18 protein-coding genes are annotated in these 14,049 nt (G+C 55.6%); all 18 read left to right on the top strand.

Annotated elements, in window-relative coordinates; all coding sequences use genetic code 11:
* The first annotated feature begins 1 nt into the window (after position 1).
* The 18 genes from ACF8MC_RS22090 to ACF8MC_RS22005 all read left to right on the top strand — a co-directional run bounded on the left by ACF8MC_RS22090 (position 2) and on the right by ACF8MC_RS22005 (position 14,038).
* Positions 2-919, top strand: a complete 918-nt coding sequence (locus tag ACF8MC_RS22090) for a Mu-like prophage major head subunit gpT family protein (RefSeq protein WP_197842187.1) — start codon at positions 2-4, stop codon at positions 917-919.
* 80 nt (positions 920-999) lie between these two features.
* Positions 1,000-1,461, top strand: coding sequence for a hypothetical protein (locus ACF8MC_RS22085; protein ID WP_197842186.1), 462 nt, complete (start codon positions 1,000-1,002; stop codon positions 1,459-1,461).
* A complete protein-coding gene (locus ACF8MC_RS22080; RefSeq protein ID WP_197842185.1) occupies positions 1,458-1,895 on the top strand; it encodes a phage protein Gp36 family protein in 438 nt (145 codons plus the stop codon). The genes ACF8MC_RS22085 and ACF8MC_RS22080 overlap by 4 nt, the downstream gene beginning before the upstream one ends.
* Positions 1,895-2,437, top strand: a complete 543-nt coding sequence (locus ACF8MC_RS22075; RefSeq protein WP_197842184.1) for a phage virion morphogenesis protein — start codon at positions 1,895-1,897, stop codon at positions 2,435-2,437. Before ACF8MC_RS22080 ends, ACF8MC_RS22075 begins: the two co-directional genes overlap by 1 nt.
* On the top strand, positions 2,434-3,051 hold the full coding sequence (locus tag ACF8MC_RS22070) for a hypothetical protein (RefSeq protein WP_197842183.1): 618 nt from the start codon (positions 2,434-2,436) through the stop codon (positions 3,049-3,051). The genes ACF8MC_RS22075 and ACF8MC_RS22070 overlap by 4 nt, the downstream gene beginning before the upstream one ends.
* Positions 3,032-3,247: a DUF2635 domain-containing protein gene (locus ACF8MC_RS22065; RefSeq protein WP_197842182.1), complete on the top strand. Its 216-nt coding sequence runs from the start codon at positions 3,032-3,034 to the stop codon at positions 3,245-3,247. Before ACF8MC_RS22070 ends, ACF8MC_RS22065 begins: the two co-directional genes overlap by 20 nt.
* A gap of 2 nt (positions 3,248-3,249) precedes the next feature.
* A complete protein-coding gene (locus ACF8MC_RS22060) occupies positions 3,250-4,728 on the top strand; it encodes a phage tail sheath subtilisin-like domain-containing protein (protein WP_197842181.1) in 1,479 nt (492 codons plus the stop codon).
* Between the two features lie 9 nt (positions 4,729-4,737).
* The gene (locus ACF8MC_RS22055; protein WP_197842180.1) at positions 4,738-5,088 is read left to right on the top strand and encodes a phage tail tube protein; all 351 of its coding nucleotides are present in this window, start codon (positions 4,738-4,740) and stop codon (positions 5,086-5,088) included.
* Between the two features lie 3 nt (positions 5,089-5,091).
* Positions 5,092-5,475 (top strand): phage tail assembly protein, encoded by a 384-nt coding sequence (locus ACF8MC_RS22050; protein WP_103826579.1) that lies wholly within the window; start codon positions 5,092-5,094, stop codon positions 5,473-5,475.
* 98 nt (positions 5,476-5,573) lie between these two features.
* Entirely contained in the window at positions 5,574-7,454 is a 1,881-nt protein-coding gene (locus ACF8MC_RS22045) for a phage tail tape measure protein (protein WP_392423999.1), read from the top strand.
* The gene (locus tag ACF8MC_RS22040) at positions 7,454-8,707 is read left to right on the top strand and encodes a DNA circularization N-terminal domain-containing protein (protein WP_197842178.1); all 1,254 of its coding nucleotides are present in this window, start codon (positions 7,454-7,456) and stop codon (positions 8,705-8,707) included. The genes ACF8MC_RS22045 and ACF8MC_RS22040 overlap by 1 nt, the downstream gene beginning before the upstream one ends.
* Complete coding sequence (locus ACF8MC_RS22035; protein WP_169540838.1) at positions 8,700-9,791, top strand: phage baseplate assembly protein; 1,092 nt, start codon at positions 8,700-8,702, stop codon at positions 9,789-9,791. The genes ACF8MC_RS22040 and ACF8MC_RS22035 overlap by 8 nt, the downstream gene beginning before the upstream one ends.
* Positions 9,782-10,321, top strand: a complete 540-nt coding sequence (locus ACF8MC_RS22030; protein ID WP_197842177.1) for a phage baseplate assembly protein V — start codon at positions 9,782-9,784, stop codon at positions 10,319-10,321. The genes ACF8MC_RS22035 and ACF8MC_RS22030 overlap by 10 nt, the downstream gene beginning before the upstream one ends.
* Entirely contained in the window at positions 10,318-10,767 is a 450-nt protein-coding gene (locus ACF8MC_RS22025) for a phage GP46 family protein (RefSeq protein WP_169540840.1), read from the top strand. Before ACF8MC_RS22030 ends, ACF8MC_RS22025 begins: the two co-directional genes overlap by 4 nt.
* Positions 10,757-11,830: a baseplate J/gp47 family protein gene (locus ACF8MC_RS22020; protein WP_197842176.1), complete on the top strand. Its 1,074-nt coding sequence runs from the start codon at positions 10,757-10,759 to the stop codon at positions 11,828-11,830. Before ACF8MC_RS22025 ends, ACF8MC_RS22020 begins: the two co-directional genes overlap by 11 nt.
* Positions 11,815-12,399 (top strand): putative phage tail protein, encoded by a 585-nt coding sequence (locus tag ACF8MC_RS22015; protein WP_197842175.1) that lies wholly within the window; start codon positions 11,815-11,817, stop codon positions 12,397-12,399. Before ACF8MC_RS22020 ends, ACF8MC_RS22015 begins: the two co-directional genes overlap by 16 nt.
* Positions 12,399-13,154 carry a phage tail protein gene (locus tag ACF8MC_RS22010; protein WP_060430715.1) on the top strand — a complete coding sequence of 252 codons (756 nt, stop codon included), beginning with the start codon at positions 12,399-12,401 and terminating at the stop codon, positions 13,152-13,154. Before ACF8MC_RS22015 ends, ACF8MC_RS22010 begins: the two co-directional genes overlap by 1 nt.
* On the top strand, positions 13,154-14,038 hold the full coding sequence (locus tag ACF8MC_RS22005) for a tail fiber assembly protein (RefSeq protein ID WP_197842174.1): 885 nt from the start codon (positions 13,154-13,156) through the stop codon (positions 14,036-14,038). Before ACF8MC_RS22010 ends, ACF8MC_RS22005 begins: the two co-directional genes overlap by 1 nt.
* Positions 14,039-14,049 lie beyond the last annotated feature (11 nt).

The following is a 14,049-nucleotide window of genomic DNA, read 5'->3' as shown; positions in this document are numbered from 1 at the left end:
AATGCCAACACCTAATGCAGAAATCTTACACGCTATCAGCACCACACTGAGCGCCGCGTACACCAAAGGGCTTAACGGTGCGCAGCCGCAGTACCTGCAAATTGCCACCGTGATACCGAGCAGTGGCGCGTCCAACACTTACGCCTGGTTAGGTGATTGGCCGGAGATCAAGGAGTGGATTGGTGAGCGCCAGTTCGCTGAGTTGGCTAAGAACGGTTACGTGATCGTCAACAAGACGTGGGAAAGCTCCGTCAAGGTCAAACGTGAATCGATTGAAGATGATCAGGTGGGTCAATATGGCGTTATTGCGCAGCGTATTGGCCAAGATGTTGCCATTTTCCCTGACAAGCTGACTTTCCCATTACTTGTTAATGGATTCAGCACCTTGTGTTACGACGGTCAGAACTTCTTTGATACCGACCATCCGATGGCAGGCGGCACCTACAGCAACATTGTAGGGACAGGTGCTGAAGCTGGTGAGCCATGGTTCCTGATCGATAACTCACAAGTGCTCAAACCTATCATCTTCCAGCCACGTCGTGAGTTTGAATTCACAGCGCTGGACGATTACAGCCGGGAGCATACCTTCAAGAACAATGAGTTCCTGTTCGGTGTGGACGGCCGTTGTGAAGCTGGTTTTGGGTTCTGGCAAACCGCGGTAGGTTCCCGTGCTCCGTTGACGGTCGCAAACTACGAAAAAGCCGTGGAGATCCTCCAGGGTATGAAGAAAGACAACGGCGTCCCACTGGGTATCAACCCGACTGCATTAGTCGTCGGCAAATCCAACCGGGCGGCCGCGAAGAAGCTAATCGACGCCATGCTGGTCAATGGCGGTGACTCCAACATCTACTACAAAGACGTGGATATTGTGAACAGCCCGTTCATCGTGACGCCTGCTGCGCCACCGTCCGGCGGCTAAGCCACCGTCTATTAACCCACGTTTACCTATGCGTTAGCGGGTGTTTAAACGCTCGCTAACGCCACAAAGAGGATGGAAAAGTGAGTGGAAAACCAGACAAAAAAAAGTCGGAGCAAGCCAACCAGGCTGATTCAAAAGCAACTCAAACGGCTAAAACGCCGGTTACTGCGTCAGCTCTTACAGGACACTATCAGCCACTTGCCCAGCCCAGTCCGTCACCGGAATCGGATCCAGCAGCATCTGGAGTAGTTGGCGATGATAAGCCTACGTTGCCGGAGTCCAACGTGGCCACGTTGCCGGATGTTGAAGTGTTGCTGGTGCAGGCGGTTTCGCCCAACGGCTTTTACCGCGCCGGGCTGTTCTGGCCGCATGATGGCGTCAATGTGTTCGTCAGTGATACGCCTGATGCGGATAACGCTGAAAGCCAAGCAGAGGATGCTATTGCACCGTTCATCAGCACCGAGACCGCTGACAGGTTGAAGGCTGAGCCACACCTCCGAGTAACCGTTCTGCCAACCGTGATTAAAGACCAGGGGGAATGATGCACTACGCCACCCGTGATGATTTGCTGATTGCCGACGGTTCCTATCTTTGGAACGTGGCCATCAATCGGGAAACCGATCAGTTGGATGAGGAAGCAATCAGCCAGGCACTGGATGACACCGATGAGGAAATCAACTCGTTGCTGTCTCGCCGGTACAAGTTGCCTCTGGAAACGGCGGTTCCCCGCATTCTGAACCGGGTGGCGATCTCCATCGCTTTCTATTGGCTGGCTGACCGTGATAACCAGGCGACCGAGCTGGTTCGCAAACGCTATGAAGATGCGATCAAGACGTTGAAGGAAATCGCAAACGGCCAGCGTGATTTGGGGTTGCCGACCATAGAACAACCTGCCGAAGGCGATAGCGGCAAGGTCATCATGGTCGGTGAAAACCCGCGCTTGTTCACCCGCAAGAGCCTTAAGGGTGTTCTCTGATGGGGATTCAGGTTGAAGTCCTGGGCGCTGAAAAGCTGGCGGATATCCAGAAAGCCATGGAGCGTCTGGCCGACGGCGGTTTGCGCGCCGAACTGCTGGACAGTATCGGGGCAGTGGTTGAATCCCAGACCCGCCGTCGCATTACCGACGAGAAACAAGCGCCAGGTGGGCAAGCCTGGCAAGACTGGTCAGAGGGCTATGCAAAGACCCGTCACGGCAACCAAAGCCTGTTGCAAGGTGACGGCGATATGCTGGACAGCATTACGTTTATCACAGAGCGAAACCAGGTGCGTGTGGGGACACCGCTGAAATACCCAGGCATTCACCAGGATGGCTTCAGCGGTAGCGTGTCCGTCGGTGCTCATCAGAGGCTGATCCGCCAGGCATTTGGTCGGGCGCTGAAGCACCCGGTATGGCAAAGCGTGCGCGCCCACAGCCGTATGATGAACATCCCGCAGCGTGAATGGCTTGGCTTGTCGAACAGCAACAGCAACGAGCTGTTGCACATCATTGGTGACTTTTGGAAAGAGGTATTGCCGTGAGTGAACGTCCCAGCCTGGTCACGCTAGGCAGCACAGTTTCCGCCGCTGAGCGGATTGTTAACTGGCTGCAGCCCGTTTTGCAGGGAAGCCAACCCGACCAGGTGCGCGTTGTCGAACGCCACATTGGCCAATTCAACAGCCCGGATGAAGTGAAGCGACATCTCACCGATCGCGATGGTTCCGTGCGTGTCGCGGCCCTGCGTGTCCGAGATATCCGCCATGAAACAGGTGGGATTGTCGGGCTGGTGACCTGGGTGGCATATGTGATGGCCACCGACGCCTGGGGATATGGGCGAGACCTACGCGCAGAAGTGATGGTTGGCAAACTGGCCCGCCGCTTGGCGATGCCTCAAGCCACTAAAGGTATGGGGGCGGAGCGCAAGGCAGAAAGCATTTCCGCCGAGAACATCTATAGCGGAAGCCTGGATGACCTGGGCGTGACCATGTGGGCGGTGACATGGGGCCAAGAATTTAAACTCGATGAAGAAACGGACATTAGCGAGCTGCCTGATTTCCTCCGATTGGGGATGACAGTAATACCGCCCGGCGGCGTGCCTGAGGTTAACGGTGTGATTAACGTGCGAGAGAAGAACGATGAAAACAAAACAAATTAAACCCAAGTCAGAAGCCGTGCAGGTTCGCAAGCCTGACGGCTCCCTGTTAGCTGCTGCCGGTGAACCCTTGCCGCTGACGGCATTCTGGCTGCGCCGAATTGCTGAAGGCGATTTGGTTGTTAGCGATATTCCAGTGCCAACCACCGAGCTGGTCGATGTAGCGCCAGCCGCCAAACCAACCAAAGCGGAGAAGTAACAATGTCGTTAGGCTCAATTCCCAATGATGTCCGCGTGCCACTGGTCTATATCGAAATCGATAATTCCCTGGCACTGGATAGCGCCCCGGCGCAGCAACATAAAATCCTGGTCATTGGTCATCAGTTGAAAACCGGTACTGCCTCGGCACTGACCCAAAACCGTATCACCAGTGACAGCATGGCCGATCAGCTCTATGGCCGTGGCTCAATGTTGGCGGAAATGCTCAAGGCATTACGCAAAGGCAACAGCTACACCGAAACCTGGGCGATGGGGATCGATGAGTTGGCTGAAGGTGCCGCAGCCGTATCAGAGCTGAAAGTTTCCGGCACCGCCACTGCGGCTGGCACGCTGGCATTGTTGGTGTGCGGCGTGACCATTCAGGTCGGCGTAAAAGCCGGTGATACAGCGGCGACGGTGACCAGCGCGGTGATTGCTGCGTTGAATGCGAAAGCATCGCTGCCAGTCACTGCGGCCGCAAAAGGCAACGACACTGGCACGGTGGTACTGACGGCCAAGTGGGCAGGTCAAACGACAAATGACCTGGACGTGCGCCTGAATTACTACGTCGGCGAACAGACGCCTGCCGGGCTAAGCATCACCACAACCTCCTTCACCGGTGGTTCCGGCACGCCGGAAATGGCTGAAGTGGTCGCAGCCCTGGGCGATGAGTGGTTCAACCATATCGTCAGCCCGTTTAACGATGTGGCCAGCCTGAACACGTTGCGCGATGAGTTGCTGAGCCGTTGGGGGCCGCTCAAGATGATTGAGGCCATCGCCTATACCGCCGTTCGTGGTACCCACGCACAAACCGGCACCTGGGGCAGCTCCCGCAATGACTTCCTGATCACCGCTATCGGCACCAACATTGCCCCGCAACCGTCGTACTTGTGGGCGGCGGCTTATGGTGGCGTCGCGGCGTTTAACCTGGCAATCGACCCGGCACGACCGCTGCAAACACTGAGATTGCCTGGTCTGTTGGCCCCGGCTAAAGAAGTGCGCTGGGATATGGTCGAACGTAACCTGCATCTGTTCGATGGCGTAGCGACGCACTTTATAGATGCAGGCGGCAACGTGTGCATCGAGCGCGAAATTACGACCTATCGCGTTAACAGCTTTGGCGATGCTGATGTGTCTTATCTGGATATCACCTCACCGGCCACGCTGGGCCATATCCGCTACGTCATTAAGAACCGATTCACCAATCGATATCCGCGCCACAAACTCGCCGATGATGATGTGCTGGAGACCTTGGCCGCAGGCCAGCCGGTCATCACGCCAAAGCTGTGTCGCCAGGAGCTGCTGGATATCTTCCTGACTGAACTTGAGCCTGCCGGTCTGGTGGAAGACTTTGACGACTACAAAGACTCGCTGGCTGTTGAACGGGACATCAGTGACCAGAACCGGCTCAATTTTGTCGCTCATCCGAACATCATCAACCAGCTCCGCGTTCTGGCTGGCCTGATCCAATTCAAGCTCTAAGGGGGCAGCATGATTTTAGGCATGGCAGCCATTCGCGTGAATGGCCGTGAAATTAAAACGGAGGGATCCTCCACCCTTAACCCTGGCGGCTATGCGCGCACGATGCACAGCGGCGGCGGGAAGCATTGGGGAACCTCTCGCAAGATGGCTGCGCCATCTATACAGCTGACCATCGCGGCAGCAGAGGACATGGACGTCATCGAGATCAGCAACTGGGAAAACGTCACAGTGATGTTCGAAGGTGACAATGGTCTGAGCTACATGATGACCGGCGCCGCCGCAGAAAATCCGGCTGAACTGAGCGAAGACAATGGCCAGATCAGTGTCACGCTCCTCGGCACCAAATGTGTAAAGGTATAAGCCATGGCCAAAGTCAGTTTTGAGTTAACCCACGGCTTGGTCACCGGAAAAGGCACCGACGATGAAACGAAAAACCTCAACGTCGAGCTGCGTGAACTGTCCGGCCAGGACATTATCGATTCGCAGTTGGCGGCTGAACGTGTCGTGATCGGTGAGAACGGCAAAGCCGTAGCGTATGTGTCCGAAGTGCTGTATGGGCTGGAGCTGCTACGCCGCCAGGTATCTCAACTGGGCATTTTGCCTGGGCCGCTGTCGCTCAAGCATTTGGGCCAGCTTCACCCGGAAGATTTGGAACTGCTCAACCAGAAAGCCGAGAGCCTGGATGAGTTAATTCGGGGGATCGGCCAACGGGGGCGAGCTGATGCCGCTGGCGACGGCGTTCAGTAACCTTTTCGTCAACCTCAGCGCGCGGTTCAGCGTGTCATACCTGGAACAGTTGCCCTTGCGGCAACTGTTCCGCATCACCGAACAACTGAGGAAGCAGCATGTCCAAGCGCCTCGACACTGAAATCATCATTAATCTGGCGGGTAACCTCACGGCCAAGGCCCGCCAGTATGGTGCCAACATGACAGACTTTGCCCGACGTAACGAGCGGGCCATGTCAGTGGTCAAAGCCACCACGGCGGCGGCTGGGCGCGGGCTGGACAGTTTAGGGAATCGATATACCACGGCCATCGCCGGCTTTGCCGGCGGCGCGATTTTACGTAATTACGCCACCGTCGATCGCCGGCTAACCCGCTTGGGTATTTCCGCCGACAAAACACGCGCAGAGATGGGCGCAATCTTCAACGACGTCCAGGATGTGTCTATTGCATTCAAGGTAGACAGTAGTGAAGTGGTTGGCGCGCTGGAGGAGATCAACGCCCGCACCGGTGATATGGAGTTTGGCCTAAAAAACCTGAAGGGGCTGGCTGCAACCATTGCCGGTACCGGCAGCTCCGGGGCGTCTATCGGCGGGCTGTTTGCCGAGTTCAAAAAGTACGGGATCAACGACGGCAAGAACGGCTTCCTGGCCATGGACGTCTTGAACAAGCTGGGCAAGGAAGGTGCATTTGAGCTGAAAGACCTCGCTGAAAAGGCAACACCAGCCCTGTCGCTCTATGCGGCCGCTGGCGGCATCGGTGTTAAAGGCATCAAAGATGTTGGCGTACTGTTGGAGTCAGCGATCGGGGCCACCGGTAACCGCGATACCGCTGCGACACTGGTCGAAAACTTTATCCGTGAGATTCAGAACCCCAAGATAGCAAAAAACCTTAAGTACAAAGGCGTGAACGTCAAAGACAGCGCAGGACGTCTACGAGCATTGCCGGAGCTACTTGAAGAGATTGCACGAAAGTCTAAAGCTGGTGGTGCCAAAAAAGGAGGGCAAGGCCAAATTGGTGAGCTGCAACAGGTCGGCTTTACCCAGACCAGCCTGGACTTAATCTCCGGTGTGTCCAGTCAATCCGGGATGGAAAACCTGCGTCGTTTTATGGGGGTGACCGCAGACGGCAGCAGCATTGAGGGCGATGCAAAATATGCTGGGCAAGACTTCACTTCCGCGATTCAGAGCCTGACAACCACCGGCGAGAAATTCGCGAACGCCAACCTGGCCAAACCAGTGCAGGAGTTGGCCGATGCGCTGAACTCCGTAGACCAGGCCACAGTCCAGAACTGGCTGGAGATCGGCAAGAACGTCACGCTCGCGGTGGGTGGCCTGCTGGCCGCTCGTAAGGCGTTCCAGATAGGTAAAGGTGCCTATGACTTCCTGAAGCCTGGAAAGAAAGGCGTTCCCAAAGGCGTTACCGATGTGTTTGGCTCCGGCGTCATGCCGGTCTACGTCGTTAACATGGGGGTTGGCGGTCTGGGCGGCGCTGCGGGAAAAAGCGCACCAGGTGCTGCTGGAGGCGGTGCAGCCGCTGCGGCCGGTGCAGGCGCGGCCACTAAAGGATTCTGGGGGCTGGCAGGCCGCGCGATCGGCGGTGCGGGGATGGTCTACGGCATGACGGAGTTGGCGGACTATGGTGCTAAAACCCTGTACGACATCACTGGTGCAGGTGAATGGGCCAAAGGCTCCGCACTCCGTAGCTGGATCGATGAGTCAGTTGATAAATCCGCCTTGCCTACGCCAGTGTCTGCGGGTTCTGTCTGGCAAGAGGTCAAGGACTGGGTAACGTCCGCCCCTGCCTATCAAGACCCATCGCCGTGGGCGTCCCTTCAGCCACAAAATCAAGGCAGCTCGTATCCCATGGTTCCCCAGCAGTTTCAGGGCAGCATTGAGGTGACGGTTAAAGATGACCGGGTGCAAGTGAGTAAAGTCAATGTAAGCACGCCTGGTGTGACGATGAGCGCCAGCAGCGGCGTGCGTAATGTGGAGCAAGATTGATGGCCAAGTGGGAAGACTTACATGAAGCCTCATTCCGTGGGGCCGCGTTTTATCTTGAGGACGTCGAAGGTACCGGTGGCCGTCGCGCCATCCCTCATGCCTACCCACGAAAGAACGTGGGCTGGACAGAGGACAACGGCGCAGAACTCACCCAGCAGCAAATTAGCGGCATCCTTCTGGGGGCCGATTACCTGGATAAACTGAACAGGCTTTTGGCTGCGCTCAATACGCCTGGGCCTGGTGAACTGGTTCACCCCTGGTATGGCGTGCAGCAGGTTCAGGCAGGCAAAGTAACCCACCGGCTTAGTACCCAGGAAGGCGGTATTGCCTACATAAGTTTTGAAGTATTTGAGGCTGGCCAACAACTGTTTCCCACCCAGCAGGAAGACACCAGTGCCACAACATTGAGTGCTGCCGACCAGGTTAAAGCGGCGCTGGTCAATGGCGATTACTTTGCGACGATTGATGGCATGGGCAGCATGGTGGATACCTTGCTTGACGATATGCAAGGGCTGGTCGCTAACCTCCCAACCCTGCCTGACGCACTTAATGAGTGGATGGACAGACTGAACCGCTTCAAAGACCTCGCTGGAATCATCGTGGCAACACCTGGTGAACTGATCCGGGATGTCACAGACCTCATCAGCGATATAAAAGACCTGGTGACTGAGGCACCGTGGGCGCTGCGTGTCTATGACCAACTCCGCGATAAATGGGATGGTGACCGCGCGGCACAGTCGGCAACCAAATCCATGGCGGACAATGTGGCGGTAAATGCCACCACGGGTTTTGCCAGTAGTGTCACCCCTACGGCTCTGGTGGATATCACAGATGAGATGCGCACCAACATCGATGATTTCAGGCTCTTGGTTGTGACCTCTGCCCTGGTCGCGAAAGCCGAAACTGTAGCGACTGCAACGTTTGAAACCAGCCAGGAGGCTCAAAACGCCGGTGATCAGCTTGCTGAATTGCTGGGAGAACAAGCCAACATCGCGGTTGAATCCGGGCAGCGTGATTTGTGGCGCTCATTGCGAGCCTTGCGATTTGCCGTGGTCAACGATGTTCGTATTCGTAGTGTGCAGCTACCGGAGCTGCGCCGCATATCTCCATCTCAAACCACGCCGGTGATGCTGTTAGCCTGGCGCGAACTGGGCTACGCAGATAGACGCGATAGCCTGGTATTACGCAACAGACTTCGATATCCCGCGTTTATTTTGCCATCACAAACCATTGAGGTGATCGGGAATGAGTGAGGAGCTGACCCTCAACGTTGACGGGAAAATTTGGGGCGGTTGGACAGCAATGACCATTAACCGCAGCCTGGACAGCATCGCTGGTGAATTTGACCTGGCAGTGACCGCACAGTGGTCGCAGGCCGCGCCGCGCTCCATCAAGCCAGGCATGGCGTGTAGCGTCAACATCGGCCAGGATCGAACGCTAACGGGCTACATTGATGACTTTATTCCCAGCTACGACGACAGGAATGTTTCATTACGCGTGCTGGGCCGGGATAAAACCGGTGACCTGGTTGACAGCTCGGTGGTAGACAAATCCGGGCAGTGGCGAGGCCAAAAACTGGAGCAAATTGCCGCTGCGATCTGCAAGCCCTACAACATCCAGGTCATCACCGAAACTGACACCGGCGACACCTTTGGCGGCGTCACCCTGGAACAGGGCGAAACGGCCTTCGAACTGCTCGATCGCCTGGCAAAACAGCGCGGTGTTTTAATGACGTCTGACGCTTGGGGGCGGTTGGTTATCACTCGAGCATCCACTAAGCGCGCCAGCGTAGCGCTGGTACTTGGTCAAAACATCCTTGCCGCACGTGGTCGCTTCAGTTGGCGTGAGCGCGCCAGCCAGTACATTGTAAAAGGCTCCGCTGCGGCAGGTGGAACAACCTGGGATGACCAGCCAGTCAAAGTGGTTGGCGGTCGCCAGGTGGTTATCACGGATGCTGAGATTACGCGCTATCGTCCCAAAATCCTGGTGAACGAAGACAACCTGACTGTTGGTGGCGCGAGCGCGCGTGGGGAGTGGTACAAAGCCAGCGCTATGGGTGAGGCGAACGCCACAGATATCACCGTTGCCGGTTGGCGTGAGAATGGCGAAACCGGGCCACTCTGGCTGCCCAATATACTGGTGCCGATTGATGATCCAATTCAGCAACTGAAGGTGACCTGGCTAATTAAAACCGTGTCGTTCTCGCACGATGAAAATGGCCGCATCACGGTATTAACCCTGGTGCCGCCTGAATCAATGGATATGCCCGCCGAGAAAGCCAAGGGCAAGAAAGGCAAAGGTAAGAAAACGGCCAGTCTGGGGGTTACATGGGATTAAAAACCGAGAATATAGCCCGTTCAATCACCGCCATGAGTCGCCGCTTGCGCTTGATGGTAGACCGCGCCGTGGTGCGCATCGTGACCGATAGTCTGGGGCGGCAAAACTTACAGGTACAAAGCCTGGCGGATGAGACAAACGACGACGTTGAAAGGTTCCAGAATTACGGGGTGACGTCAGTGCCGCCAGCAGGCTCTGAAGCTATCGTGATAGCGGTCGGAGGTAGACGTTCCGGCCTGGTGGCCATCGCGGTTGAGGACAAGAAATCACGGCCTAAAGGGCTAGACCCCGGCGACGTTTGCGTGTATCACAGTGAGGGCCACACCATCACCCTTAAGAAAGATGGTGTAATAGAATTAAGAGGGAAAACGGTTAATCTGGTTGCTGAAGAATCCTGTGACATTGTGAGTAAACTTATTAATGTCACCGGCCCCGCCAACTTCAGTGAAGATATAACTGTTAAGGGCAAAAGCGTTCTTAAACACATTCACAAAGATGGCGACGGTGCTGATACTTCAGAGATGTTATGACCGTCAAAATAAATTGGCACCACCCCCAAGGCGGTGATATCGAAGTAACCAACAATGGCCTTTCGTCTGACGAGGGCCTTGTTACTTTAGTGCTGATTTGTCTTTTCACCGACGCCCGCGCCAAAGAAAGCGACGTTATCCCTGATGGGACTGATGACCGTCGCGGATGGCCGGGTGATTCCTTCAGCGATGACGAATGGGGTTCACGGTTGTGGCTGCTCGAACGCGAGAAGCTCACCGAATCTGTTCGTTTACTCGTAGAGAATTACGCCAGGTTGTCCATGCAACCGCTAATTAACGCGGGCTATGCGAAAACCGCCCACGTCACCGCAATTATTCCGCAGCCTGGTTGGATTTCCTTTTCCGTTGTATTAGCTCGCCCAAATAAAACGGCATTAACAGTAGAAATTAAAAAGCGCTGGGAGGCGTTAGAGAATGCCATTTAATGTGCCGACCTTGCGCCAGTTAATTAAAACCGGCGAACAGGATATTGAAATTGAACTGGATGAAAAGTTGCCGCCGGTTGGTGTTGAGCGCGCACTCAATACCTCATTCAGTGGTGCTGTTCGTGACGTCTATGACTATCAGTCTTGGATCGCCGACCAGGTAGTACCGTCGCCAAAATCTGATGACCAGACAATTATCGATACCGCCAGCACCGAAGGTGTCATCCGCAAAGCGGCAACCTATGCCACCGGCAAGGCCGTCTTCAAAGGGTCTCAGCCCATCCCGCTAAACACCGAGATGCTGGCCCGTAACGGTAACGGTTACCATGTCATTACCGCGAGTGCACCGGCCAACGGTGTGCAGACCGTCACTATCCAGGCTGACGACGTCGGCGCGTCCGGCAACCTGGATGCCGACGCCCAGCTAACGCTGGTTTCCCCCATTCCTGGCGTCGAGAGCACCGGCGTGGTGGATGGCAACGGCCTTACCGGCGGCACCGATATTGAACCTATCAGTGAGCTGCTTGATCGGCTGCTGTTCCGCAAACGCAACCCACCGGTGGGCGGTGCCGTCCATGATTACGTCATCTGGGCGCGTGAGATGGCGGGGGTAAGCCGTGCCTGGGCCTGGGATGCCTGGCACGGGCCGGGAACCGTTGGCCTCGCCTGGGTTTACGATAGCCGCACGGACATCACCCCGACCGCCGCCGACAGGGCCGCGATGAATGAGTACTTGTTCCGGCACGCTGACCCGGCGACCGGGAATTTTGTCGGTAAGCCAGGCGGCATTGAGGTGTGGATCATATCGCTGACGCTCAAGCCGATTGGCCCGGCCATTAAGCTGGTGCCCGACTCAGCGGAGACACGCCGCGCCACGCTGGCCAACCTCAACGCACTGCAACGGACATTGTCACCAGGTTCGACGTTGCTGCTGTCCAGCCTACGCACAGCCATCGGTACGGCTACCGGCGTGACGGATTACACCCTGAACATCAACAGCGATATCACCAGCGCGAGCGGTGAGCTGATCACCATCGGGGACGTCACATGGCTCACAGCGTAACAGAATGGCAAGATGCCATTCAGCAGAACATGCCCCGAGGGCGAGCCTGGCCCCGTGATGAAACGGCGGATTTAACTGCGCTGATAAGGGGCGTTAGCCACCGTTTAAACCGGCTTGAAATTAACGCCGACTTACTACTGGCGGAAATGCGCCCAGAAACTACCGCTCAGCTCCTGCCTGAGTGGGAAAATTATTTGGGATTGCCGGAGTGCAATATTCCCAATAATGATTTTTTATCGCGCCGGGCTGCTGTGGTTGAGAAATATCACCGCAAAGGCGGGCTGGCTCCGTGGCAAATCCAAAACGTGGCGAACGCGCTGGGATTCGATATTACGGTGCGGGAAATATTGCCGCACCACTGCCTGCGTAATTGCATGGCGCGTATTTACCCCAAGCGCTACCGGTTTTTATTGTCCATTACGGTACATGACACGCCGGTCACTCGGTTTACCGTGGTGGAAGATGTGCTGACGCCATTGATTGAATACCACACCCAAATGCTTGAGTGCGTATTAACCAAATATCGCCTGGCCGGGTACGGCTACGAATATATTTTTGAGGTGAATTAATGTTCCATATCGATAATGCAAGCAGTGTGGCGGAAATGCCCACGGTTCACCCGCAGTTATTTACTCAGCCTAGGTGGTTTACCGAAGGCGGTGAAGGCATAGAGCCAACGTATCCCGGCTGCGATTGGTTCAACATCATCCAGGCCGAAATGCTCAACGTGCTGACGCTGGCGGGCATTGCGCCTGACAAGACAAAGCTGGATCAGTTCGCCCAGGCTATTCGCTTGATGTCCACCGACTACATGATGCCGGTCGGCATCCCATACCCGTGGCCGGGTTCGTCTGCTCCTGCGGGGTTCGCGCTAATGGTTGGCCAGGCGTTCGACGGCGCAGCCTATCCGAAGCTGGCACAAGCCTATCCCGGCCTGGTCATCCCCGACATGCGCGGCCAGACCATCAAGGGCTTACCGGCAGCAAATCGGGCGCTGCTGAGCTATGAGGCTGACGGCAACAAATACCATGCCCATGGGCTGGAGATCGACAGCACCGATTTAGGAACCAAGGAGACCTCAACCGACCCTGGGCATGACCACGATGGTGGCATGAGCGGGCCAGGTGCAGCATGGGACACCGATTATATCGTCGGCTCTGATAACGACTCACGCCGCACACGAAATAAGACGAGCTGGGCTGGGCAACATTTTCACACCATGGTGCTGGGATGGCACGGCCATACCGGGCGGGTTAACGGCGACGGCAACCCAGAAACCACCGTCAAGAACATCGCATTTAATTACATCGTGAGGCTCGCGTAATGAGTGAATTTTCTTTCTCTGACACTAACCAGGCTCTGTGGTTGTTCCACTTCGACGCCAAGGGTGTGTTTATCGGTAGTGGGTTGACCATCATACCGGCGGGTACGGGATTACCTGCCAATACCACTACAGTTAAATGTGAGCCGCAGAGTGGCTTTACCGGCGTTTGGAATGGGACTGGCTGGGATTACATGCGTGATAACCGTGGAACGCGCTACTGGGATAAATTCGGTAATGGTTCAGTTATCGTGGAATTGAGTGACGTTATTCCTGACGGTATGACGCTCATTGAGCCACCTAAAAAACTCGCGGGATATGTATTGCTGTTCGAGAATGGGGAATGGCAACAGCGTGAGGATAAAACCGGGCAAAAATATTACGATAATCTCGGCGGTATTCATATTGTCCCTGAGCCATATTTCATACTCCCGGAAGGAAATACATTTGTTGAACCACCAGAGCCTAAATTAGGGTTCGCGACCCAATGGGCAGGACTGGACTGGGTTTATGTTGAAGACCACCGGGGAAAAACTGCCTATCACATTGAAGATGGCTCGCCTGTCGTCATTTCAGATGTTGGCGCGTTGCCTGACACCCTGACATTCATTATGCCCGCCACTCCCTTTGACGAATGGAACGGCACCGGCTGGGTGACCAATCAGGATGCAGTGGTAAAAAACCAGGTCGAGCAGGCCCGCCAGAAAAAGAATGCATTACGCAATGAAGCCGATGAAGAAATTGCCGTCCTCAGTGATGCCGTCAAATACGGCATCGCCACGGAAGATGAGATTGCCAATCTTGAAGCCTGGAGCCGCTACCGCGTCTTGCTGATGCGTGTTGAACCTGAACTTGCCCCTAACATTGAGTGGCCTGCGAAGCCCTAAGGAAGCTCCAT

The sequence above is a fragment of the Serratia sp. LACPHL-BACT-2024-00286 genome, assembly GCF_043109535.1.
Taxonomy (GTDB): domain Bacteria; phylum Pseudomonadota; class Gammaproteobacteria; order Enterobacterales; family Enterobacteriaceae; genus Serratia; species Serratia sarumanii.
The sequence above is the reverse complement of the archived record's forward strand: the minus strand, read 5'-3'. Positions and strand labels throughout refer to the sequence as shown.